Origin of the sequence: Amycolatopsis sp. NPDC049159 (genome assembly GCF_040648295.1) — a bacterium.
Classification (GTDB): Bacteria; Actinomycetota; Actinomycetes; order Mycobacteriales; family Pseudonocardiaceae; genus Amycolatopsis; species Amycolatopsis pretoriensis_A.
Genome location: NZ_JBEZDL010000001.1, coordinates 110,834 through 131,443 on the forward strand (window position 1 = coordinate 110,834; position 20,610 = coordinate 131,443).

22 protein-coding genes are annotated in these 20,610 nt (G+C 71.3%); 14 read left to right on the top strand and 8 right to left on the bottom strand.

Annotated elements, in window-relative coordinates; translation table 11 throughout:
* The first annotated feature begins 202 nt into the window (after positions 1 to 202).
* From AB0B33_RS00505 to AB0B33_RS00520, 4 genes are all read left to right on the top strand, one after another.
* Positions 203 to 568, top strand: coding sequence for a hypothetical protein (locus AB0B33_RS00505; RefSeq protein ID WP_360765025.1), 366 nt, complete (start codon positions 203 to 205; stop codon positions 566 to 568).
* Between the two features lie 725 nt (positions 569 to 1,293).
* Positions 1,294 to 1,980 (top strand): ribosome-associated translation inhibitor RaiA, encoded by a 687-nt coding sequence (gene raiA / locus AB0B33_RS00510; protein WP_247018838.1) that lies wholly within the window; start codon positions 1,294 to 1,296, stop codon positions 1,978 to 1,980.
* 206 nt (positions 1,981 to 2,186) lie between these two features.
* Positions 2,187 to 5,075 (top strand): preprotein translocase subunit SecA, encoded by a 2,889-nt coding sequence (secA, locus tag AB0B33_RS00515; RefSeq protein WP_360765029.1) that lies wholly within the window; start codon positions 2,187 to 2,189, stop codon positions 5,073 to 5,075.
* Positions 5,076 to 5,141: 66 nt separating this feature from the next.
* Positions 5,142 to 6,344, top strand: coding sequence for a cytochrome P450 (locus AB0B33_RS00520; RefSeq protein WP_360765032.1), 1,203 nt, complete (start codon positions 5,142 to 5,144; stop codon positions 6,342 to 6,344).
* A gap of 726 nt (positions 6,345 to 7,070) precedes the next feature.
* Here the strand turns inward: AB0B33_RS00520 and AB0B33_RS00525 are convergent.
* On the bottom strand, positions 7,071 to 7,529 hold the full coding sequence (locus AB0B33_RS00525) for an Rv3235 family protein (RefSeq protein ID WP_360765035.1): 459 nt from the start codon (positions 7,527 to 7,529) through the stop codon (positions 7,071 to 7,073).
* A gap of 187 nt (positions 7,530 to 7,716) precedes the next feature.
* Here AB0B33_RS00525 and AB0B33_RS00530 point away from each other — a divergent pair, with 187 nt between their 5' ends.
* Positions 7,717 to 8,091, top strand: a complete 375-nt coding sequence (locus AB0B33_RS00530) for an HAD-IA family hydrolase (RefSeq protein ID WP_360766182.1) — start codon at positions 7,717 to 7,719, stop codon at positions 8,089 to 8,091.
* A gap of 4 nt (positions 8,092 to 8,095) precedes the next feature.
* On the opposite strand, the gene AB0B33_RS00535 is transcribed toward AB0B33_RS00530, so the two are convergent.
* Complete coding sequence (locus AB0B33_RS00535; protein ID WP_247018842.1) at positions 8,096 to 8,857, bottom strand: RNA methyltransferase; 762 nt, start codon at positions 8,855 to 8,857, stop codon at positions 8,096 to 8,098.
* Between the two features lie 34 nt (positions 8,858 to 8,891).
* Here AB0B33_RS00535 and AB0B33_RS00540 point away from each other — a divergent pair, with 34 nt between their 5' ends.
* Positions 8,892 to 10,298 carry a wax ester/triacylglycerol synthase family O-acyltransferase gene (locus AB0B33_RS00540; protein WP_247018843.1) on the top strand — a complete coding sequence of 469 codons (1,407 nt, stop codon included), beginning with the start codon at positions 8,892 to 8,894 and terminating at the stop codon, positions 10,296 to 10,298.
* Positions 10,295 to 10,786, top strand: a complete 492-nt coding sequence (locus AB0B33_RS00545) for a hypothetical protein (RefSeq protein WP_247018845.1) — start codon at positions 10,295 to 10,297, stop codon at positions 10,784 to 10,786. The genes AB0B33_RS00540 and AB0B33_RS00545 overlap by 4 nt, the downstream gene beginning before the upstream one ends.
* Before the next feature lie 39 nt (positions 10,787 to 10,825).
* On the opposite strand, the gene AB0B33_RS00550 is transcribed toward AB0B33_RS00545, so the two are convergent.
* The 4 genes from AB0B33_RS00550 to rsgA form a co-directional block, all read right to left on the bottom strand.
* On the bottom strand, positions 10,826 to 11,707 hold the full coding sequence (locus tag AB0B33_RS00550; protein ID WP_360765040.1) for an NAD(P)-dependent oxidoreductase: 882 nt from the start codon (positions 11,705 to 11,707) through the stop codon (positions 10,826 to 10,828).
* Between the two features lie 50 nt (positions 11,708 to 11,757).
* Positions 11,758 to 12,504: a hypothetical protein gene (locus tag AB0B33_RS00555; protein WP_360765042.1), complete on the bottom strand. Its 747-nt coding sequence runs from the start codon at positions 12,502 to 12,504 to the stop codon at positions 11,758 to 11,760.
* A gap of 70 nt (positions 12,505 to 12,574) precedes the next feature.
* Positions 12,575 to 13,465, bottom strand: coding sequence for an LppX_LprAFG lipoprotein (locus tag AB0B33_RS00560; RefSeq protein ID WP_360765045.1), 891 nt, complete (start codon positions 13,463 to 13,465; stop codon positions 12,575 to 12,577).
* Positions 13,466 to 13,566: 101 nt separating this feature from the next.
* Positions 13,567 to 14,589: a ribosome small subunit-dependent GTPase A gene (gene rsgA / locus AB0B33_RS00565; protein ID WP_247018853.1), complete on the bottom strand. Its 1,023-nt coding sequence runs from the start codon at positions 14,587 to 14,589 to the stop codon at positions 13,567 to 13,569.
* A gap of 116 nt (positions 14,590 to 14,705) precedes the next feature.
* Here rsgA and AB0B33_RS00570 point away from each other — a divergent pair, with 116 nt between their 5' ends.
* Genes AB0B33_RS00570 through AB0B33_RS00580 form a run of 3 tightly spaced genes read left to right on the top strand, consistent with a single transcriptional unit; the run spans position 14,706 to position 16,388 of the window.
* A complete protein-coding gene (locus AB0B33_RS00570; protein WP_247018854.1) occupies positions 14,706 to 15,452 on the top strand; it encodes an SOS response-associated peptidase in 747 nt (248 codons plus the stop codon).
* Positions 15,449 to 16,057, top strand: a complete 609-nt coding sequence (locus AB0B33_RS00575) for an alpha/beta family hydrolase (RefSeq protein ID WP_247018855.1) — start codon at positions 15,449 to 15,451, stop codon at positions 16,055 to 16,057. The genes AB0B33_RS00570 and AB0B33_RS00575 overlap by 4 nt, the downstream gene beginning before the upstream one ends.
* 43 nt (positions 16,058 to 16,100) lie before the next feature.
* Entirely contained in the window at positions 16,101 to 16,388 is a 288-nt protein-coding gene (locus tag AB0B33_RS00580) for a Pycsar system effector family protein (RefSeq protein ID WP_360766185.1), read from the top strand.
* 9 nt (positions 16,389 to 16,397) lie between these two features.
* Here AB0B33_RS00580 and ybaK read toward each other — a convergent pair whose 3' ends face one another.
* Positions 16,398 to 16,874 carry a Cys-tRNA(Pro) deacylase gene (ybaK, locus tag AB0B33_RS00585; RefSeq protein ID WP_247018857.1) on the bottom strand — a complete coding sequence of 159 codons (477 nt, stop codon included), beginning with the start codon at positions 16,872 to 16,874 and terminating at the stop codon, positions 16,398 to 16,400.
* Between the two features lie 194 nt (positions 16,875 to 17,068).
* On the opposite strand from ybaK, the gene AB0B33_RS00590 reads away from it, so the two are divergent.
* The 4 genes from AB0B33_RS00590 to AB0B33_RS00605 all read left to right on the top strand — a co-directional run bounded on the left by AB0B33_RS00590 (position 17,069) and on the right by AB0B33_RS00605 (position 19,984).
* Positions 17,069 to 17,692 carry a sigma-70 family RNA polymerase sigma factor gene (locus AB0B33_RS00590; RefSeq protein WP_125312718.1) on the top strand — a complete coding sequence of 208 codons (624 nt, stop codon included), beginning with the start codon at positions 17,069 to 17,071 and terminating at the stop codon, positions 17,690 to 17,692.
* Positions 17,689 to 18,009, top strand: a complete 321-nt coding sequence (gene rsrA / locus AB0B33_RS00595) for a mycothiol system anti-sigma-R factor (RefSeq protein ID WP_247018860.1) — start codon at positions 17,689 to 17,691, stop codon at positions 18,007 to 18,009. Before AB0B33_RS00590 ends, rsrA begins: the two co-directional genes overlap by 4 nt.
* Positions 18,010 to 18,248: 239 nt before the next feature.
* The gene (locus AB0B33_RS00600) at positions 18,249 to 18,461 is read left to right on the top strand and encodes a biotin/lipoyl-binding carrier protein (RefSeq protein WP_360765051.1); all 213 of its coding nucleotides are present in this window, start codon (positions 18,249 to 18,251) and stop codon (positions 18,459 to 18,461) included.
* Positions 18,462 to 18,463: 2 nt separating this feature from the next.
* Entirely contained in the window at positions 18,464 to 19,984 is a 1,521-nt protein-coding gene (locus AB0B33_RS00605; RefSeq protein ID WP_360765054.1) for a histidine kinase N-terminal domain-containing protein, read from the top strand.
* A gap of 306 nt (positions 19,985 to 20,290) precedes the next feature.
* Here AB0B33_RS00605 and AB0B33_RS00610 read toward each other — a convergent pair whose 3' ends face one another.
* Entirely contained in the window at positions 20,291 to 20,545 is a 255-nt protein-coding gene (locus tag AB0B33_RS00610) for a WhiB family transcriptional regulator (protein ID WP_043777259.1), read from the bottom strand.
* Between the last annotated feature and the right edge of the window lie 65 nt (positions 20,546 to 20,610).

Here is a 20,610-nt window from a genome sequence, read left to right on the forward strand (position 1 = left end):
GGCACCACCGCGGGCGTCGGCCGTGGTTGCCGGCCCATCCGCATCCGTGTCGCGGGCGTGGGGGGAGGCTGCGGCACCACCGCGGGCGTCGGCCGTGGTTGCCGGCCCATCCGCATCCGTGTCGCGGGCGTGGGGGGAGGCTGCGGCACCACCGCGGGCGTCGGCCGAGGTTGCCGGCCCATCCGCTTCCGCGCCGGCCCGCGTGGCCCTGGTCCCGGCACCGAGCCGTCCCTCGGCATCGCGAGTCCGAGGCGGCCCGCACATCGAGCGCCTCGCGAACGCCGCCGCCGAAGCCCTGGCCGCCCGCGGCGTCGAAGTCGCCGTCGCCCCGGCACTCGAACTGGCCGGCAGCGCCCGCGACGCAGTGGGCCTCGGCCGCGCGGAACGGGTCGCCAACCTGGCCGGCCGCCTGCGCTTCCGCGAGGCCGGCCGCCCACCGCCGGGCTACCCGGTCGTGGTGCTGGACGACGTGGTCACGACCGGCGCCACCGCGGCCGCCTGCGCGAGGGCGCTGGCCGCGGCCGGGGTCACGGTCTCCGCCGTCCTGACCCTGCTCTCGGCCGGGTGAATCCCCGGCCGGGCAGCACCCGGCGCGCGGGTGTCGAAGCCTCGGCGTCCAGCGGGTCCATGCCCCCACCATGGCACTGCGGCCGCGGAAACGCACACCCGAAGTCCCGCAACGGACCTGGGTACCCGCGCCACCGAGAAAAACCGGTACCGGTTCCACGCGGAACGCCCCGCACCCGGGTGAACCCACCCGTCACCTACACGAGTGACACCGGCCGGGAACGCGAGCGCCTCGGCGGCCGTTGTCCGGGCATGAGGGTGTCGATCACGACCACTCGGCTGCCACACCACTCCACCGGGGTGGCGGCTGTGCCGGACGAGGCCGTCACCCTCGGCGTCGACCTGCAGACAGTGGTGCGCCGTCCGTGTGAACGGACGATCAAGGCACCGCGTCCGACCAGCGGGTGTTTTCTGGTGTTCATCCCGCGATCACTGCGCGGGGTGACGGAGTCTCATTCCTCGACATCCCCCGGCTCGGGGGCTGTTGCAACGGGCGTGAGGAAGCTAACGTGCTCCGCTATCAGCAATCCCCGCAGGCAGGGAGGTGACGAGCCCATGTCCCTGGCGCCGGAGGTGCGCTGAGTCCGCGCTCGGGCTTTCGGCACGAGACGTCGTGAACCGTTCCCGAGTTCCTTCTCGGCCCGCGATCCGGGCTTCCGTCCCCGCAATACCGGCGCCGTGTGAAAACACAACAGCTCGCAGTCATCGAAGCGAGGGAGGTCGTGTATGGACATCGTCGTTAAGGGCCGCAACGTGGAGGTGCCCGACCACTATCGGGCGCTTGTCAGTGAAAAGCTGGCCCGGCTCGAGCGCTACGACAGGAAAGTCATCCGGTACGACGTGGAACTGTTCCACGAACCCAACCGACGCCAGGCCAAGAGCTGCCAGCGCGTCGAAATCACCGGAAAGGGGCGGGGCCCGGCCGTACGCGCTGAAGCGTGTGCCGCCGACTTCTACGCAGCGCTTGATTCCGCAGTCACGAAGCTGGAAAACCGGCTGCGGAGGACACACGACCGGAGGCGTGTGCACTACGGGCGCAGCCGCCCGGAATCGGTCGCCGAAGCGACCTCGATGCTGCCCGGTGGCGGATCCCCGGCCGCAGCCAGTCCCGCCGCGAGTACCGCGGTGTTGGAAGCACCCGAAGCCCTGCCGCAGACGAACGGCTTCGCGAGTGCCGACGAGGTACACCTGCCCCAGCAGCAGAGCTGGGCCGACGACGACCTCGGTCACCAGCCCGGTCGCGTCGTTCGCGAGAAGCAGCACACCGCGGAGCCCATGACGGTGGACCAGGCTCTCTACGAGATGGAACTGGTCGGCCACGACTTCTACCTCTTCAACGACTCCGAAGCGGGCCGGCCCAGCGTGGTCTACCGGCGGAAAGGCTTCGACTACGGCGTGATCCGGCTCGGCTGAGCCGGCTCTAAGGAGGCCTCTGCGGACGGCCCGCACGCGCTCGCGTGCGGGCCCTCCGCATGTCAGGACGTACGGCGTGTGCACACGACGGCCACCGTTCCCTACGATGGGGGTGGGAAGGTGGCGCCGAACACGGCGGCCACCGCGGGAGAACCTGCCCGGGACCGGCCTGGGCGTGCTCATATTCAGCTAGTGAGGTCGACCGGATGGTGCTGAACCGCCTGCTCCGCGCGGGCGAGGGCAAGATGGTGAAGCGGCTGCGCAACATCGCCGATCACATCAACACCCTCGAAGACGACGTCAAGGACCTGACCGACGCCGAGCTGCGGGCCAAGACCGAGGAGTTCCGCAAGCGGAACAGCGACGGCGAGTCCCTCGACGACCTGTTGCCGGAGGCCTTCGCGGTCGTCCGGGAGGCCGCCAAGCGGGTGCTCGGCCAGCGGCACTTCGACGTCCAGCTGATGGGCGGTGCGGCCCTGCACCTCGGTCAGGTCGCCGAGATGAAGACCGGTGAAGGCAAGACGCTCACCTGCGTCCTCCCCGCCTACCTCAACGCGATCCCCGGCAAGGGCGTCCACGTCGTCACGACGAACGACTACCTCGCCAAACGCGACTCGGAGTGGATGGGCCGCATCCACCGCTTCCTCGGCCTCGAGGTCGGCGTCATCCTCTCGGAGCAGCAGCCGGACGTGCGGCGCTCCCAGTACAACGCCGACATCACCTACGGCACGAACAACGAGTTCGGCTTCGACTACCTGCGCGACAACATGGCGTGGAGCCTCGACGACTGCGTGCAGCGCGGGCACAACTTCGCCGTGGTCGACGAGGTGGACTCGATCCTCATCGACGAGGCCCGGACGCCGCTGATCATCTCGGGCCCGGCGGACCAGTCGTCGCGCTGGTACGTCGAGTTCGCCCGGCTCGCGCCGCTGATGCAGGGCATCGACACCACCACGATGGGCTCGCGCGAGCGCGTCGAGAAGACGAACCTGATCAACTCGAAGTACCACTACGAGGTCGACCAGCGGAAGCGCACCGTCGCCGTCACGGAGAAGGGCGTCCGCTTCGTCGAGGACCAGCTCGGCATCGAGAACCTGTACGAGGCCGCGAACACGCCGCTGGTCGGGTACCTGAACAACGCGCTGAAGGTCCAGGAGCTCTTCCACAAGGACAAGGACTACATCGTCCGCAACGGCGAAGTCATGATCGTCGACGAGTTCACCGGGCGCATCCTGGCCGGCCGCCGCTACAACGAGGGCATGCACCAGGCGATCGAGGCCAAGGAAAAGGTCGAGATCAAGGCCGAGAACCAGACCCTCGCGACGATCACGCTGCAGAACTACTTCCGCCTCTACAAGAAGCTGGCCGGCATGACCGGTACGGCCGAGACCGAGGCCGCCGAGTTCCACCAGACCTACAAGCTGGGTGTGGTGCCGATCCCGACGAACCGGCCGATGGTCCGCGCCGACCAGCCCGACCTGATCTACAAGACCGAAGACGCGAAGTACGAGGCGGTCGCCGAGGACATCGCCGAGCGGCACGAGAAGGGCCAGCCGGTCCTGGTCGGCACGACGAGCGTCGAGAAGTCCGAGCGGCTGTCGAAGCTGCTGGTGAAGCTGAGCGTGCCGCACGAGGTGCTGAACGCGAAGCACCACGACCGGGAGGCGCTGATCGTCGCCCGCGCCGGCCAGAAGGGCGCCGTCACGGTCGCCACGAACATGGCGGGCCGCGGTACCGACATCGTGCTCGGCGGCAACCCCGACCTCATCGCCGACCACGTGCTGCGCGAGCGGGGCCTGGACCCGGTCGAGCACTCCGAGGAGTACGAGGCCGCGTGGCCCGAGGTCCTGGAGCAGGTCAAGGCGGAGTCGAAGGCCGAGGCCGAAGAGGTCCGCGAGGCCGGCGGCCTGTACGTGCTGGGTACCGAGCGGCACGAGTCGCGCCGCATCGACAACCAGCTCCGCGGCCGGTCCGGCCGCCAGGGCGACCCGGGCGAGTCCCGCTTCTACCTCTCGCTCGGTGACGAGCTCATGCGCCGCTTCAACGCGACCATGGTCGAGCGCGTCATGACGACCATGCGGCTGCCCGACGACGTGCCGATCGAGCACAAGATGGTCTCCAAGGCCATCAAGAGCGCGCAGACCCAGGTCGAGCAGATCAACATGGAGCAGCGCAAGGACGTCCTCAAGTACGACGAGGTCATGAACGAGCAGCGCAAGGTGATCTACGCCGAGCGCCACCGCGTGCTCGCCGGCGAGAACATGCGCGAGCAGATCGAGGGCATGCTCGTCGACGTCGTCAACGCCTATGTGGACGGTGCGACGGCCAACGGCTACGCCGAGGACTGGGACCACGAGAAGCTGTGGACGGCGTTGAAGACGCTGTACCCGGTGAGCGTCGACTGGGACGACCTCATGGAGGACGGCGACCTCGACGAGACCACCCTGCGCGAGGCGCTGGTCCAGGACGCCCGCAACGCCTACGACAAGCGCGAAGCGGAGATCAACGCGCTCGTCGGGCCGGACGGCATGCGGACCTTGGAGCACCAGGTGATGCTGACGGTCCTCGACCGCAAGTGGCGCGAGCACCTGTACGAGATGGACTACCTCAAGCAGGGCATCGGCATGCGGGCGCTCGCGCAGCGCGACCCGCTGATCGAGTACCAGCGCGAAGGCTTCGACATGTTCCGCGCGATGCTCGACTCGCTGAAGGAGGAGGCCGTCGGCTTCCTGTTCAACCTGCAGGTCGAGCGGGCCGAGGCGCCGCCGGCGGAGGAAGCCGCGGCGCTGCCGACGGGCGTCGCCGCCGGCAACGGCCAGGCGGCCGAAGGCCGGCACGCGCGGCCGGCGCCGCCGCAGCCGCCGACGACCGACACCGAGTCCGTCCCGGCGGCCCTGCGCGGCAAGGGCCTCGGCGGCGGTGGCCAGCAGCCGGGGGTGACGCTGTCCGGTCCGGGTGAGGACGGCGAGGTCGAGTCCCACGCCGAGGGCGGCGCGCAGGCCGCGGGCGGTGGTGGCGGCGGGGGCACCCGCCGGGATCGCCGCGCCGCGCAGCGCGACGCGCAGAAGAAGGGCAAGAAGGGCCCGCGTCGCTGACGTCGGGTGTGCACACCGGGGCGCGTGGCCGAGCCACGCGCCCCGGTGTCGTGAACGGGGGTTGTCATGACGCAGGTCGCGGCGGAGCCGCAGGAGTTCTTCGCGCTGTTCGGCGCCGATCGCCGGCCTGACCCGTACCCGGGCTACGGGCGGTGGCGCTCGCGGTGGCCGGTCGCGGCGCTGGCGCCGCAGATGTTCGCCGTCAGCGGCATCGCGGAAGCCACGCAGGTGCTGCGCGACCCGGCGTTCGGCCACCCGGAACCCGAGTACCTGGACCCGGCGGACCGCCTCCCGGACCAGCCGGTCGACGAGTCAGGACGCGTGGTCCGGGCGTTTCTTTCGCTGAACCCGCCCGACCACACGCGGCTGCGGCGCCTGGTGGCGAAAGCGTTCACGCCGCGGATGGTGGAGCAGCTGGCGCCGCGGATCGAGGCGCTCACAGCGTCGCTCCTCGACGGCGTCGGCAGCTCGTTCGACCTGATGACGTCGCTCGCGAAGCCGTTGCCGGTGGAGGTGATCGCGGAGCTGCTGGGCGTCCCGCTGGACGACCGCGAGCAGTTCGCGGCGTGGTCGCACGCGATGGCCAGGGCCTTGGACCCGCCGTTCCTGCAGCACCCGGACACGATCGAGCCGGCGGTGAAGGCGCGGCAGTCGTTCGTCGGCTACTTCCGCGAGCTGGCGGCCCGGCGCCGGAGCGAGCCGGGGGAGGACCTGCTGTCGGCACTGGTGGCGGTTTCCGACGCGGGCGACGTCCTCACCGAAGGCGAGTTGCTGGTGACGCTCACGCTGCTGCTGATCGCGGGCCACGAGACGACGACGAACCTCATCGGCAACGGCGTCCTGGCGCTCCTGAACCACCAGGACGGTGTGCGAGCCGCGGCGGCCGCGCCGGACCGGGTGGTGGAGGAGGTGCTGCGCTACGACTCACCGGTCCAGCTGACGGCCCGCACGGCCCTGCGCGACACGACGCTCGGCGAGGTGCGGATCCCCGCGGGCAGCCAGGTGATCATCGTGCTGGGCGCGGCCAACCGCGACCCGGCGGCGAGCCCCGATCCGGACGACTTCGACCCAGCCCGGCCGACGGCCCGTCACTTGGCGTTCGGCCAGGGAATCCACTTCTGCTTGGGCGCCCCGCTGGCGAGGCTGGAGGGCCGCATCGTGTTCCGCGAACTGGCCCGGCGGCTCCCGGACTTGAGGCTGGCGGGCACGCCGGAGTGGAACCCGACGACGACCCTGCGCGGCTTGGCGACGCTGCCGGTCGCGCTCTGAAGGCCACCGCGCGGTTCCACCCGCAGGGCGAGCTGGCCGGGCCTGCTTGTCCCGCAGGCCCGGCCCGGTAGACGGCTCGTGGGTGTGAGCCGAGTCCGAACCCGACCCGCCACCCAGCCCCGCCGCACCCATCACCCCGGCGGTGACCGTGCCGCGCTCACCTCGCTCACGCGCCCGGCTAAGCGGCCTGCGCCGCGGCCGAGCGGCCGTCCGCGGGGCGAGTTGGCCGGTGCCTGCTTGTCCCGCCGGCCCGGCAGACGGCTCGTGAGTGGTGAGCCGAGTTCGAACTCGACCCGCCACCCAGCCCCGCCCACCCCGCCGCACTCATCGCCCCGGTGGTGACCGTGCCGCCCCCACCTCGCTCACGCGCCCGGCTAAGCGGCCTGCGCCGCGGCCGAGTTGGCCGGTGCCTGCTTGTCCCGCCGGCCCGGCAGACGGCTCGTGAGTGGTGAGCCGAGTTCGAACTCGACCCACCACCACCGTCCCGCCGCACCCATCACCTCGACGGTGACTGTGCCGCGCCCACTCGCTCACGGCGCCCGGCGAAGCGGCCTACGCCGCCGCGGCCGAGTGACCGTCCGCGGGGCGAGTTGGCCGGCGCCTGCTTGACCCGCCGGCCCGGTCCGGCAGACGGCTCGTGGGTGGTGAGCCGGGTCCGAACCCGACCCGCCACCCAGCCCCGCCGCACCCATCACCCCGGCGGTGACCGTGCCGCGCTCACCTCGCTCACGCCGCCCGGCGAAGCGGCGTGCCCGGGTGCTGCGGCTTCAACAACGCGAAGCGCACGCACCGCCACCCCGTCGGTGTCCGCGTGAACCGGGCCGCCAGAGCGAACGACCGGCCGTCCGCCTCGACCCGGGCGCACGCCTCGATCACGTCCGGGGCCGGGGTGCACGTGTGGATCGTCTGCGTCCGGTGGCGCGGCCGTGTCCTACTGGGACCGCTGAACCCCGCGTACACCTCCGGCGCCACCAGCGCGCGCACCTGCGTCGCCGGGCGGCGGCCGTCGTATGCCTCCAGCAGCATGGTCAGCACGCGGCCCACCTCGCTCGCTTCGAGCTGCCGGGGCGCCGGGCACCGGGCGCCGCCGCGGCGGTGTTCCAGTGGTGTCACCGACGGCGGCGGGTCCGCCTTCCTGGCGGCTTCGCAGTGGATGAGCGTTCGCAGGCGGTGTTCCTCGATCATTTCGTCCCCTCCTGGACTCGGCATTTCCCCACCTCCGCCGCTTAGAGGCGGGAACGGGCCGGAAAGGCGACGGGAATCGCACAATCCGGGCGAGATCCGCCGAAGCGGAGGAATCCTCGGCAGTGTTGCGCTATGCGAGACAGCGGGTTGCCGCCCGGCTATGGTGTGCCGGGTGCTGAAAGGGCTATTGGTCGATTTCGCCGGAGTTCTCACCGACCCCGATGCCGGCCGGTTCTACGACTACCTGGCGGCCGCGCGCGAGCGAGGCGTCCGCACCGCGCTCCTGTCGAACGCCCCCGGGGCGTCGGCCGAGGTCAAGAACACGATGTTCGACTACTTCGACGCCCTGGTGTTTTCCGGCGAGGTCGGGGTGGCCAAGCCGGACCCGGCGGTCTACCTGATCGCGGCGGACCGCCTCGGCCTGCCCGCCGTGCGCTGCGCGTTCGTCGACGACTCCGCGACGAACATCCGCGGCGCCGTGCAGGCGGGCATGGTCGGCGTGCACCACCGGTCGGTCGAAGAGACGCTCTCCGAACTGAACGTGTTGTTCCCGGACGGCTGAGTAGTCAGCGGGTGCGGCGCACCAATTCGAATGACAAGACCGCCGCGGCGGCCGAGACGTTCAGCGACTCGACGTCACCGGGCATGGGAATCGACACCCATTCCGTGACGAGCTCGCCGACTTCTCCGCCGACGCCGGCCGTCTCGCCGCCGAGGACGAACGCCGCGCGCTGCGGCAGGTCGACGTCGAACACCGTGGTGCGCGCCGAAGCGCCGAGTGCGTAGAGCGCGTAGCCGGCTTCGGTGAGCAGCTCCGCCGCTTCGCGCGCGGAGCCGCAGCGCAGCACCGGGGCGCGGAACGCGACCCCGGCCGAAGCCTTGACCACCAGCGGGTCCAGCGCCGCGACGCCGCGGCGCGGCACGATCACGCCCTCGAGTCCGGCGGCGGTCGCCGTCCGCAGGATCATGCCGACGTTCGCCGGGGTGGTGATGCCGTCCAGCAGCAGCACCCGCGACGGCGGCCGCCGGTCGGCCAGCGCCGCGGAAAGCGCGCGCATCCGCGGCGCGACGACGTCGGCGAGCACGCCCTGGTCCTGCTTGCCGTTGCCGGCGAGCACCTTGACCCGGTGCGCGCTGGCGCGCTGCACCGGCACGCCGGCGTCCTTCGCGGCGCGCTGGATCTCGGCCGCGCCCGGACCGCGGGCGGTGTCGGCGAGGATCACCTTGTCCACCCGCAGGCCGTCGTCCGCCAGCGCTTCGAGCACCGGCTTGCGGCCGTACACGGTCAGGAAGCGGTCCTTCGGCGAGATCGTCGACTCATCACCCACACCCGGCAGTCTCGCATTGTGTAAGGATCGGCCCATGCCCGACCGCCTTTCCGCGCTGGACGCCTCGTTCCTCTACGTCGAGGACCACGCGACGCCGATGCACGTCGGCGGGGTGGCGATCTTCGAGCGGCCCCGGTCCGGGTTCGGCTACGCGCAGCTGCTCGACCTCATCGGCGCGCGGCTGGCGTACCTGCCGCGCTACCGGCAGCGCGTGGCCGAGGTGCCGGGCCACCTCGCGCGGCCGGTGTGGGTGGACGACGTCGACTTCGACCTCAACTACCACGTCCGGCGCTCGGCGCTCCCGCAGCCGGGCAGCGACGAGCAGCTGTTCGACCTGGTCGCGCGGCTGATGTCGCGGCGGCTGGCGCCGGAGCGGCCGCTCTGGGAGGCGTACTTCATCGAGGGGCTGGCCGGCGACCGCGTCGCGCTGGTGACGAAGACCCACCAGTCCGTTGTGGACGGTGTCGGCACGATCGAGCTCGGCCAGCTCATCCTCGACCCGACGCCGGCCGAGCCGGAGCCGTTCGAGGACATCTGGACGCCGCGGCGCGAGCCGAGCCGCACGCAACTGGTGCTGGACGCGGTCAGCGAGGGCGTCCAGCGGCCGGGCGAGGTCGTCGAGAACGTCCGCTCGGCGGCGAACGACGCCTTCGCGGCGGCGGGCAAGTTCGCCGAGACGGTCGGTGGCGTGGCGTCGACGCTGCGCACGCTGGTGCGGCCGGCGCCGACCGGCCCGCTGAACGTCCGGGTGTCCGGCGGCCGCGTGTTCTCCGTGGTCCGGACGCGGCTGGAGGACTACCGCAAGATCCGCGCGGCGCACGGCGGCACGGTCAACGACGTCGTCCTCGCGGCGATCACGGGCGCGCTGCGCGAATGGCTGCTTTCGCGCGAGGAGCCGCTGACCCCGCACACGACGATCCGCGCGCTGGTGCCGCTGGCGGTCCGCGACGCGGAGACGGCCGAGTTCTCGACGCCGGCGCTGATCGGCAACCAGGTGGCCGCGTACCTGGTCGACCTGCCGGTCGGCGAGCCGAACCCGGTGCTGCGCCTGCAGCACATCGGCCACGCGATGGCCGAGCACCTGGACTCGGGCCGTTCGGTGGCGGCGCGCGGCCTGCTCAAGGTCGGCGGCTTCGCCCCGGCTACGCTCCATTCGCTCGGCGCGCGAGCGGCGGGGTCGCTGTCGGGGCGCATCTTCAACGTCATGGTGACCAATTCGCCGGGCCCGCAGGTGCCGATGTACGCGGGAGAGGCCAGACTGGTCGAGATGTTCCCGGTGATGCCGCTGATGCGCACCCAGGCGCTGGCGATCGGGGTGACGTCCTACCACGGCGGCGTCTACTTCGGACTGAACGGCGACCGCAAGGCCGCCTTCGACGTCGACCTGCTGGCCGGGATGATCGAAGAATCCTTGGAAGAGCTGAAGGGTGCGCACTGGTGAGGGTCTATCTGCCTGCGACGATCGCGATGCTTCGCGACCTCGAGTCGTCGGGCGAGTTCCGCGCCCGCAGCGGAACGGCGTTCGCGCTGACGCCGGCGTTGCGCGAGGCGTACGTGAGCGGGTCCGACGAGGAGCTGGAGTACGCGGCCCTGCTGGACGCGGCCCGCGCCTCCCTGCGCCTGATCGCGGCGGAGGAGAAGGGCGAACCCCGCCGGGTGGTGATTTCGGCGGACGTCGAGGGGCTGACTTTGCGTCCGGACCTGGACGCCCCGGTGGTCCGCATCGGCGGCCCGATCCCGCTGTCGGCGGTGGCGGCGATCCACGTGGACGCACCGGAGGCCGCCGAAGCGGTATCGGCGGCGGCCGCGGTGATCGACGCGGCGGACCTGGGGGACCCGGACGCGGAGTTCACTTTGGGCGATGCCGAGGATCACGAGCTGGCTTGGTACGCGCCGCAGGAACTGCCGTTCTTGCTGGAGCTGCTCTGAGTTGTCCACAGGTGGGTTCACCTGTGGACAACTCGGGGATCAGTCCTCGGTGAACCAGTCCGGGCCCGGCACCGGGCGTTCGCACTTCCAGCCGGTCGCGTCCACCAGCTTCGTGGAATCCACCCGCTGCGAGCGCCCCATCGGTTCCGCCAGCGGGATCCGCGACACCAGCCACTTGGGCAACGCCCGCGCCCGGCGCACCCCGGCCGCCGCGGCCATCGCCGCGCCCAGATCGGCCTTCAGCAACGGTGGCGCGCCCACGTTGTAAACCCCCGAGGGCGCCTCCAACGCCGCCACCGCGGCCGCGGCCGCGTCCGATGGGTGGATCGCCGTCGTCCAGTCCGTGCGTGCGCCCATGATCAGTGGCCCACCTCGGCGGGCGGCCGCGAGCAGGGCCGACGTCATCGGGTCCGGACCCAGCAGCGTGCCGATCCGAAGCCGCACCACCGTGCGGTCCGTCAACGCCGCCACGTTCGAGTGCGCCTCGACCGAAGACGCCGTAACCACGCCCGGACGCAGCGGAGCCTCCTCCGTCAGCAGCGCCGAACCCCCGTCGGCGTACACGAACGAGATCCCCTCCTGGACCACGATCCGCACCTCTTCGACCTGCCGGACCGCCGCCGCCAGAGCCGCGCTCCCCGCACGGCGGACCTGGTCGTTCAGCGCCCACGCCGCCTTGCTCGTCACCTTCGCCGGAATCCGCGTGGCCAGGTTCACGACCGCGTCGTGGCCGCGCAACGCCGCGACCAGCGAATCGGCCGAGAACAAGTCGCCTTCCACCGGCCGGGCACCCGTCGCCGACACCGCCGGCACGCGCGAAGCCGCACTGGCCAGACCGCTCACCTCATGGCCGCCGGCCAGCAGCCGCGTCACCGCCGGCCTGCCCAGCACACCCGTCGCCCCGATCACCAGCACCCGCATGTCCTTCTCCCTTCGTCGGAGAACGGACGAGGCAGCGAGCCGAAACGTGACTACCCCACTTCGCCCGGGGGCGGCGGCTGGACGTCGACGGGCGTGCCCCAGTCCGAATAGCGCGTGGTGATGCGGGCCTCGGAGCCCGGCAGGATCGGGGTCAGGTCCAGCACGATCCGGAGCGGCCGGTGGGTGTCGTCGAGCCACAGCTCCACCGGGAACTTGCCGAGCCGGCCCGCCGACTCCGGGGGCAGGCCCGCGGGCAGGTCGGTGCCCAGGCGGGCCAGGTCCAGCTCGACGCGGTAGTGCTCCGCCGCCACGCCGTCGAGCTGCGTGCGTTCCGACGAGACGATCGTGCCCGCCGTCCGGATCTCGCCCAGGGTGTGCGCCGGGTCGTTCTGCGCCGCCAGCTGCGTCAGGCTGCTGCCGAGCACCTGGGAGAACGGGTCGCTGCCGTCCGCCGCGACCAGCACCCACGGCTTGTCCGCGCCGACCTCGTCGCGCGAACCCTCCGGCACCTTCGCGTACAGCTTGCCGGCCACCAGGCGCAGCTCCAGCGGCTCGCCGAGGAAGTCGGTCGTCATCACCTGGGACATCCCGCCCGCACCGAAGCGCGCCTGGCCCTGGCCCTTCGACCGGACCGAGCCGACGGCGACGTCCGCGGCGAACTTCGCCGAGCCGCCGCTCGTGGTGGCCGCCGTCGCGGCGTCGGCCAGTGCCCGCGCGTCGGTGAACGCGGCCGGGGGTGGCGAACCGGAGCAGCCGGCGAGCAGGACGACCAGCAGCACCACGGCGGCTTTGCGCATGGCGCCAACAAAAACACAGCGGCTCCCCCGAACCCGTTCGGGGGAGCCGCTGCTACTCAGAGTTTTCCGGTCAGCGACCGGCCTTCTTCATCAGCTCGCCGAGGTCGACGACCTGCTCGGCCGGCGGGGCCGTCACGTCGACCTGGGTGCCCCAGTCGCTGTACTTCATCGTGAACTTCGCGTCGCCGGCCGGCGCGCCCAGCGCCTGCATCATCGCGCCCTGGTCCATGGTGACCTGCACCGGCAGGTTGTCCTTGTTCAGCCACAGCTCGGCCGGGATCTTGAGGTCCTTGCCCTTGAGCTTCTCGTTGATCTGGTCGCGCGCGGCGGCCGGGACCTGGCCGGTGAACTGGTCGATGGCCTTGGCCACGTCGAGCTCGACCTTGTAGTGGTTGACCTGCTCGCCGTTCAGCTCGGTCTGGTCGGACGAGATGATCCGGCCCGCCTTGGAGACCTGCTCCAGGATCTTGCTCGGGTCGCTCTGCTCCGCCGACTGCGAGAGCGCGCTCCCCATCGCCTGCGAGATCGGGTCGGTGCCGTCGGCCGAGATCTTGGCCCACGCCTTGTCGGTGCCCATCTGCTTCTGCTGGTCGGCGGGCAGCTTGAGGTACATGACCTTGTCGACCATGCGCATCTCGGTGGTCTGGCCGGCCGCGGTGCTCGTCATCGAGAACTTCGTGTTCGCGCCGTCGAAGGCCATCGCGCCGGTGGCGCTCATGGTCTGGCCGGCGGCGGAGCCCTCCATGGTGAACTTCGCCGACTTGGACTTCTCGGTGCCCTGCTTCGACGCCGACGCCAGCTGGAACGCGTCGGTGAACGGCGAAGCGAGGCCGCTGCTGCTGCCACCGGACTGCGACTGCTCGCCGGCCGGGGCGGCGGTGCCCGTGGTGGAGTTGCCGCTGCACGCCGTCAGCGTCAGAACCAGCGCGGCACCGGCCGCGACCAGGGTGGTCTTGCGCATGTACATCCCCTCAGGATCGGATCTTCCGCTGGGCATATCGCCCGAACGGGCGAATCATTACCTCTGTGACGGTGACGATCCGCGTTCGGTTCCCGGTTGCCTCAGGACTCCGTGGGCCGGGTCACGTCGTGGCCGCCGCGCGAGGCCAGTAGGCGCCGCAGCGACGCGAGCCGCTCGGCGCTCGCCGTGCCGTCGGTGACGACGTCGTCGAGCGCGCAGCCGGGGTCCTCGGGCGGGCCGAGGTGCCCGCAGCCCGACGGGCACTCCTCGGCGGCCGCGGCGAACTCCTCGAAGGCGTCGACGATGTCGTCCGCGGTGACGTGGGCCAGCCCGAACGAGCGCACGCCGGGCGTGTCGATCACCCAGCCGCCGTTCTGGAGCGGCAGCGCCACCGCCGCCACGGACGTGTGCCGCCCCTTGCCGACCGAGCTGACCACGCCGACGGCCAGCCCGGCGGCGGGCACCAGCCGGTTGACCAATGTCGACTTGCCGACCCCGGAGTGTCCGACGAGCGCCGTCACGCGGTCTTTCAGCAGCTCGTCGAGGCCCTCGGGCTGCTCGTCGAAGCGGCTGACGATCACCGGGACGTCGAGCCCCGCGTACCCGGCCAGCAGCTCGTCCGGGCTGGCCAGGTCGGCCTTGGTCAGGCACAGCACCGGCTCGACGCCGCCCGCGTAGCAGGCGACCAGGCAGCGGTCGATGAAGCCGGTGCGCGGCGGCGGGTCGGCCAGCGCGGTGACGATCAGCAGGCGTTCGGCGTTGGCGACGACCAGCCGCTCGTACGGGTCGGTGTCGTCGGCCGTGCGCAGCAGCGAGCTCGTGCGCTCGTCGACCCGGACGATCCGCGCGAGGGTGTCGGGCTTGCCGGAGACGTCCCCGACCACGGCGACGAGGTCGCCGACGACCACCGGTGTCCGGCCCATCTCGCGGGCGCGCATCGCGGTGATCACCCGTTCGGGGTCGGCGTCGATCGCGCAGGTCCAGCGCCCGCGGTCCTTGCCGATGACCATCGCGGAGACGGCGTCGGCGTGCTCGGGACGGCGCTTGCTGCGGGGGCGGGTGCCCTTGCTCGGACGCACGCGGACGTCGGACTCGTCCAGCTTGCTCCAGTCGTTGCGCGCCAAACCTTCGTCCTCTCGTGCACCGGTGCCCACCCGAATGATCCCACGTCGCTCGCCACGGCCCTGGCCTGCGTGTAACGATGGCGTCCCGGATGCAGCCGGCACGAGGAGGTAGGCGCATGTGCGGCCGCTACGCCGCCACGAAGGACCCGGCGAAGCTGATCGAGGAGTTCGAGGCGATCGACCTCACCGAAGGCCACGCGCGCGCGGACCACAACGTCGCGCCGACGAAGAACGTCGTCACGGTCGTGCAGCGGCACCCGCGTGACGAAGACGGCCAGGTCCTCGAGGACGAGCCCGCCGAGCGCTCGCTGCGGATCATGAAGTGGGGCCTGGTGCCGTTCTGGGCCAAGGACCCGTCGGTCGGCTCGCGGATGATCAACACGCGCGCCGAGACCGCCGCCGAGAAGCCCGCCTTCCGCCGCGCGCTGGTGTCCCGCCGCTGCCTGGTGCCCGCCGACGGCTGGTTCGAGTGGCGCCGCACGGGCAAGGAGAAGGAGCCGTTCTACATGACGGCCCCGGACGACTCGTCGATCGCGTTCGGCGGGATCTGGGAGAGCTGGCACCCGAAGGACGACAAGGACGCGGCGCCGCTGATCACGTTCTCGATCATCACGACCGACGCGGCCGGGCAGCTCACCGACGTCCACCACCGGATGCCGCTGATCGTGCCGAAGTCGCACTGGGACGGCTGGCTCGACCCCGACCGCGAGGACGTCAAGGACCTGCTGGTGCCGACGCCGGACGACATCGTCGCGTCGCTGGAGCTGCGGCCGATCTCGACCAAGGTCAACAACGTCCGCAACAACGGGCCCGAGCTGCTGGAGCGCGTCGACCCGGCGCACGAGGGCACCCTCTTCTCATGACGGCCCTCGAGATCGGCACCGCCTACGGCCCGGCGCGGGCGTACCTGCACTGCGCCGAGGAGGGCGAGGCGGTGCTGATGCTCGGCCACGGCGCGGGCGGCGGCCTCGGCGCGAAGGACCTCGTGGCGGTGACGCGCGCGGCCCAGGCGGCCGGCGTCCACGTGGCGCTGGTCGAGCAGCCGTACCGGGTGGCGGGCCGCCGCGCCCCGGCCCCGGCGAACCAGCTGGACACGGCGTGGCTGACGATCGCGGACGACCTCTCGGAGCGCTTCGACGCCCTCCCGTTCGTGTTCGGCGGGCGGTCGTCGGGCGCGCGGGTGGCCTGCCGGACGGCTGCGCAGGGCCAGGCGGTGGCGGTGCTGTGCCTGGCGTTCCCGGAGCACCCGCCTGGGAAGCCGGAGAAGACGCGCCAGCCGGAACTGGACGCGGTCGAGGTCCCGGTGCTGGTGGTGCAGGGGGAGAACGACCCGTTCGGGCGCCCCTCGGCGGGGCCGCACCACGAGATCGTGGTGGTCGAGGGCGACCACAGCCTGTCGAAGGACCTGGAGGGCGTCTCGCGGGCGGCGACGGAGTGGCTGTCGCGGGTGCTGCGCCCGCTGGCCTGAACCCGCAGGTCCGGTCCGTCAGCTCCCAGCGTGGGACACGACGCTGTGCACGACGACCTGTGGCGCACGCTGCGTTCTCCTGGCCATCTGGACGGTGGTTCCACGGGCGAAGTGGCTGAAAACCCGTTCCATCGCCCACTACGGGACCATCGCCGCCTTCACGTCGGCCGGGGACTACCGGACGGCCGCGCAGGCGATCCTCGGTGACCCCGATCGCCTGGCCGAGAACCTCGCCCAGCACATCTGGGCCCTTTCGAAGGCGGCCCACCGCAAATACCGCTTCGTGACCTGGGCGATGCTGGCGGGCGCGGTCGGCTTGATCCTGGCCTGAACCCGCTGGTCAGGCCGCGATCGGCGCCACCACCGCACCCGTCAGCCGGATCAGTTCCGACGGCGCCAGCTCCACCTCGAGTCCCCGCCGCCCCGCCGAACAGAACACCGTCTCGAACGTCGGTGCCGAAGCGTCGATCACCACCGGGAGCCGGCTCCGGTGGCCCAGCGGCGAGATCCCGCCCAGCACGTACCCCGTCGCCCGCTGGGCCGCCGCCGGGTCGGCCATCTTCGCCTTCTTGCCGCCCGACGCCGCCGCCAGCGCCTTCAAGTCGAGCTGGCCCGTGACCGGGACCACGCCGACCACCAACCGGCCGTCGACCTCGGCGACCAGGGTCTTGAACACCCTCGCCCGGTCCAGGCCGAGGGCCTCCACCGCCTCCAGGCCGTACGACTCCGCGCGCGGGTCGTGGTCGTACGCGTGCAGCGTGTGCGCCACCTTCTGCTTGCCCAACAACGCCGTCGCCGGGGTGCCCTTGCCAGCCATGGGCCGGAAGTCTAGGGAATGCCCGCCCGCCCCGGACGGTTGTACGGGACGTGACACCAACGCTCGCCACCACACGCTCTCGCAGCCGTCGTCGTCCCCAGGCACCGGCGAACCGCGGCGTGCCCGGTCCCCGCGTAAACTCGGGTCTGCCGTATGCGCGCACGCGCATCGACGCCGAGCGGGAAGGGAACGGTTTGCCGAGCACGCAGAACTCAGCGCCGGAGGAAGCGACCGAGGCCGAGCGCGCCGAGCGCTTCGAACGGGACGCCATGCCGCTGCTCGACCAGCTGTACTCGGCCGCGATGCGGATGACCCGCAACCCCGCTGACGCCGAGGACCTGGTCCAGGAGACCTACCTGAAGGCCTACGCCGCCTTCGCGTCCTTCAAGGCCGGCACGAACCTCAAGGCCTGGATGTACCGCATCCTGACCAACACCTACATCAACGGCTACCGGAAGCGGCAGCGGCAGCCGGTGCAGCAGCCCACCGAGGAGATCACCGACTGGCAGATCGCCAAGGCGGAGAGCCACACCTCCAGCGGGCTGCGGTCGGCCGAGGTCGAGGCGATGGACAACCTCCCCGACACCGACGTCAAGGCCGCGCTGCAGAAGCTGCCCGAGGAGTTCCGGCTGGCCGTCTACCTGGCCGACGTCGAGGGCTTCGCGTACAAGGAGATCGCCGAGATCATGGACACCCCCATCGGCACCGTGATGTCCCGCCTCCACCGCGGCCGCGCCCAGCTGCGCGACCTGCTCGCCGACGTCGCGCGGGAACGCGGTTTCATCCGGGGTGCCAAGGAAGAGGTGGCCGGGCGATGAACGACATGTGCGAGGGCGCGTCCGACAAGGTCCGCTGCGAAGAGGCGCTCGCCGACATCTACCTGCTGCTCGACCGCGAGTGCAGTGCCGAGCGGGACGCCGCGTTGCGCGCCCACATCGAGGACTGCCCGCCGTGCCTCGAGGAGTACGGCATCGACGAGCACATCAAGCAGCTGCTGGCCCGCAAGTGCGGTGGTGACCACGCACCCGCCGACTTGAAGACCAGGCTGCGCGCGTCGATCCGCCAGACCGTCGCCTCCCGCGGCGGTGTGACGGTGGAACGCACCGAGATCACCGTCGAGCAGCGCTCCGAATAGCGCCCGAGCACGACAAAGGCCCCCGCACTTCGGTGTGGGGGCCTTTTGCGTGCCGACGCCGGGTTCAGGAGTTGGGCTTACCGCCGTGGTTCGCGCTGTTCTTCTTCCGGCTGCGACGCTTGCGGGCGCGCTTCGACATGTTCACTCCTCGTCGTCAAAGCTGGTCAACCTCTCAAGTGTGTCATGACGTCCCGTTCTGGTTGGATGGGGTGGTCGGGCGAGCACGAGGAGGGGTGGCGATGGCCGAGATCCGCGCGGAGATGGTCGGCACCGTGCTCGAGGTCGTCGCGGCGCCCGGCACCACGCTGAACGCCGGTGACACCGTCCTGATCCTGGAGTCGATGAAGATGGAGCTGCCCGCCGTGAGCGAAAAGGCCGGCACGCTGACCAGCCTCGTCGTCGCCAAGGGTGACCGGGTCCAGCAGGGCGACGTCCTCGGGACGGTCGAGTAACCGTGTCGACGCTCGCCGAACTGCTCGCCGACAACACCGGCCTCCCCGGGGAGGCGGCGGACCACCTCCAGACCGTCGTCGCCGAGTGGCAGCTGCTGGCCGACCTGTCCTTCGCGGACTTCCTGCTCTGGGTCCCGGTGACCGAGGAGCTGCAGCCGGACGGCGGCGACTTCGTCTGCGTCGCGCACGCGCGGCCGACGACGGCGCCCACCGCGCACCCCGAGGACGTCGTCGGCACCCGGTTCACGGTGGAGGAGCACCCGCAGCTGGCCAAGGCCATGCGCGAGGTGCGGATCTGCCGCGAAGAGGACCCGCACTGGTACCGCGACCTGCCGATGCGCCGCGAGGCCATCCCGGTGCGCTTCCACGACGAGGTCGTCGCCGTGATGAGCCGCGAGACCAACCTGGCCGCGCCGCGCGTGCCCAGCCCGCTGGAAATCGCGTACCTGGGCAGCGCCGGCGACCTGTGCCAGATGATCGTCGACGGCACGTTCCCGCCGAACGGCACGAACGCGACCGACACGCACACCTCGCCCCGGGTCGGGGACGGGCTGATCCGGCTCGACTCGAGCGGCACGGTCGTCTTCGCCAGCCCGAACGGCCTGTCCGCCTACCACCGGATGGGGCACGAATCCGACCTGGTCGGCACCCGGCTGGCGCCGCTGACGCGCTCCCTGATCCGCGACCCGTTCGACGCGACCGAGGTGTCGCACCGGATCATCGAGGCGCTCGACGGGAAGCCGTCGAGCCGCACGGAGGCCGATTCGCGGCGCGGCGCGGTGGTGCTGTTCCGCGCGCTGCCGCTGCGCCCGGCCGGGCAGGCGGCGGGCGCGCTGGTGCTGGTCCGGGACGTCACCGAGGTCAAGCGCCGCGACCGCGCGCTGCTGTCGAAGGACGCGACGATCCGCGAGATCCACCACCGGGTGAAGAACAACCTGCAGACGGTGGCCGCGCTGCTGCGCCTGCAGTCCCGCCGGACGTCGTCGGAGGAGGCGCGGCTCGCGCTGGCCGAGTCGGTGCGCCGGGTGACGTCGATCGCGCTGGTGCACGAGGCGCTGTCGATCTCGGTGGACGAACGCGTCGACCTCGACCAGCTGCTCGACAACGTGCTGCCGATGGTCGGCGAGGTCGCCACGGCGGAGTCGCAGGTCGGGCTGAAGCGCACGGGCTCGTTCGGGGTGGTCGTCGCGGAGATCGCGACGCCGCTCGTGATGGTGCTCGCCGAGCTGGTCCAGAACGCCATCGAGCACGCGTTCCCGGCCGGCCGCTCGGGCAAGGTCGAGCTGATCGTGGAGCGTTCGGCCCGCTGGCTGGACGTCGTGATCCGCGACAACGGCCGCGGCTTGCCGGCGGGGTTCTCGCTGGAGCGCTCGGACGGCCTGGGGCTGCAGATCGTGCGGACGCTCGTGGAGTCCGAGCTGCGCGGCTCGCTTTCGCTGCGGAAGGTGCGCGTGGAGGAGTCGTCGACCCGGGTGACGGGAACCGAAGCGGCGCTGCGCATCCCACTTTCGCGTCGGTTGTAGACAGTCGCGTTTGGACTCGAGTGGCGCCGGGCATTCCCGCGGCAGCGACGTGATCGGGTGCGGATCGCGGGAGGGAAACACGCTGAAGGCCCGGCACCTGGTTCAGCTCGGTGCCGGGCCGTTCAACGTTTTCGCGGGAGGACTTGAAGTCCCGGTGAGGTTTCAGCACACCCGTCTCCGGGTGGTTTCGCCTCGGTTGTTAAGCTTGAGCTGAGTAGGTATCACCCCAGACGGCGTGGGCACGGAAAAGGCCCGCCGGGTGAAATTCCTACCTGGCTCGGGTGGTTCGGTGGATCTATGAGAATGTCAGGCGTTGGTACGCGTGCCGATGTGCGTACGGCGGCGCTTGAGCGCGCGTCGCTCGTCCTCGCTCATGCCGCCCCACACGCCGGCGTCCTGGCCGCTGGCCAAAGCCCAGGCCAAGCAGTCGGAAGCGGAGGGGCAGCGGTGGCACACGGCCTTCGCCTGAGCTACCTGCGACAGAGCCGGACCGCTGGTTCCCACCGGGAAGAACAGCTCGGGGTCCTCGTCTCGGCAGGCCGCGTCGTGGCGCCAGTCCATGTTCGTGAGCTCCTTACACATGGCGCGGGAGGGCCGCGCCACAGTCGTCAATGGCGGTCGTGTTC

Coding starts and splice junctions, on each gene's coding strand:
- secA (WP_360765029.1), top strand. CDS start 2,187: ATGGTGCTGAACCGCCTGCTCCGCGCGGGCGAGGGCAAGATGGTGAAG.
- AB0B33_RS00540 (WP_247018843.1), top strand. CDS start 8,892: ATGCCCGACCGCCTTTCCGCGCTGGACGCCTCGTTCCTCTACGTCGAG.
- raiA (WP_247018838.1), top strand. CDS start 1,294: ATGGACATCGTCGTTAAGGGCCGCAACGTGGAGGTGCCCGACCACTAT.
- AB0B33_RS00555 (WP_360765042.1), bottom strand. CDS start 12,504: ATGCGCAAAGCCGCCGTGGTGCTGCTGGTCGTCCTGCTCGCCGGCTGC.
- AB0B33_RS00570 (WP_247018854.1), top strand. CDS start 14,706: ATGTGCGGCCGCTACGCCGCCACGAAGGACCCGGCGAAGCTGATCGAG.
- AB0B33_RS00520 (WP_360765032.1), top strand. CDS start 5,142: ATGACGCAGGTCGCGGCGGAGCCGCAGGAGTTCTTCGCGCTGTTCGGC.
- AB0B33_RS00610 (WP_043777259.1), bottom strand. CDS start 20,545: ATGGACTGGCGCCACGACGCGGCCTGCCGAGACGAGGACCCCGAGCTG.
- AB0B33_RS00550 (WP_360765040.1), bottom strand. CDS start 11,707: ATGCGGGTGCTGGTGATCGGGGCGACGGGTGTGCTGGGCAGGCCGGCG.
- AB0B33_RS00575 (WP_247018855.1), top strand. CDS start 15,449: ATGACGGCCCTCGAGATCGGCACCGCCTACGGCCCGGCGCGGGCGTAC.
- AB0B33_RS00525 (WP_360765035.1), bottom strand. CDS start 7,529: ATGATCGAGGAACACCGCCTGCGAACGCTCATCCACTGCGAAGCCGCC.
- rsrA (WP_247018860.1), top strand. CDS start 17,689: ATGAACGACATGTGCGAGGGCGCGTCCGACAAGGTCCGCTGCGAAGAG.
- AB0B33_RS00600 (WP_360765051.1), top strand. CDS start 18,249: ATGGCCGAGATCCGCGCGGAGATGGTCGGCACCGTGCTCGAGGTCGTC.
- AB0B33_RS00560 (WP_360765045.1), bottom strand. CDS start 13,465: ATGCGCAAGACCACCCTGGTCGCGGCCGGTGCCGCGCTGGTTCTGACG.
- ybaK (WP_247018857.1), bottom strand. CDS start 16,874: ATGGCTGGCAAGGGCACCCCGGCGACGGCGTTGTTGGGCAAGCAGAAG.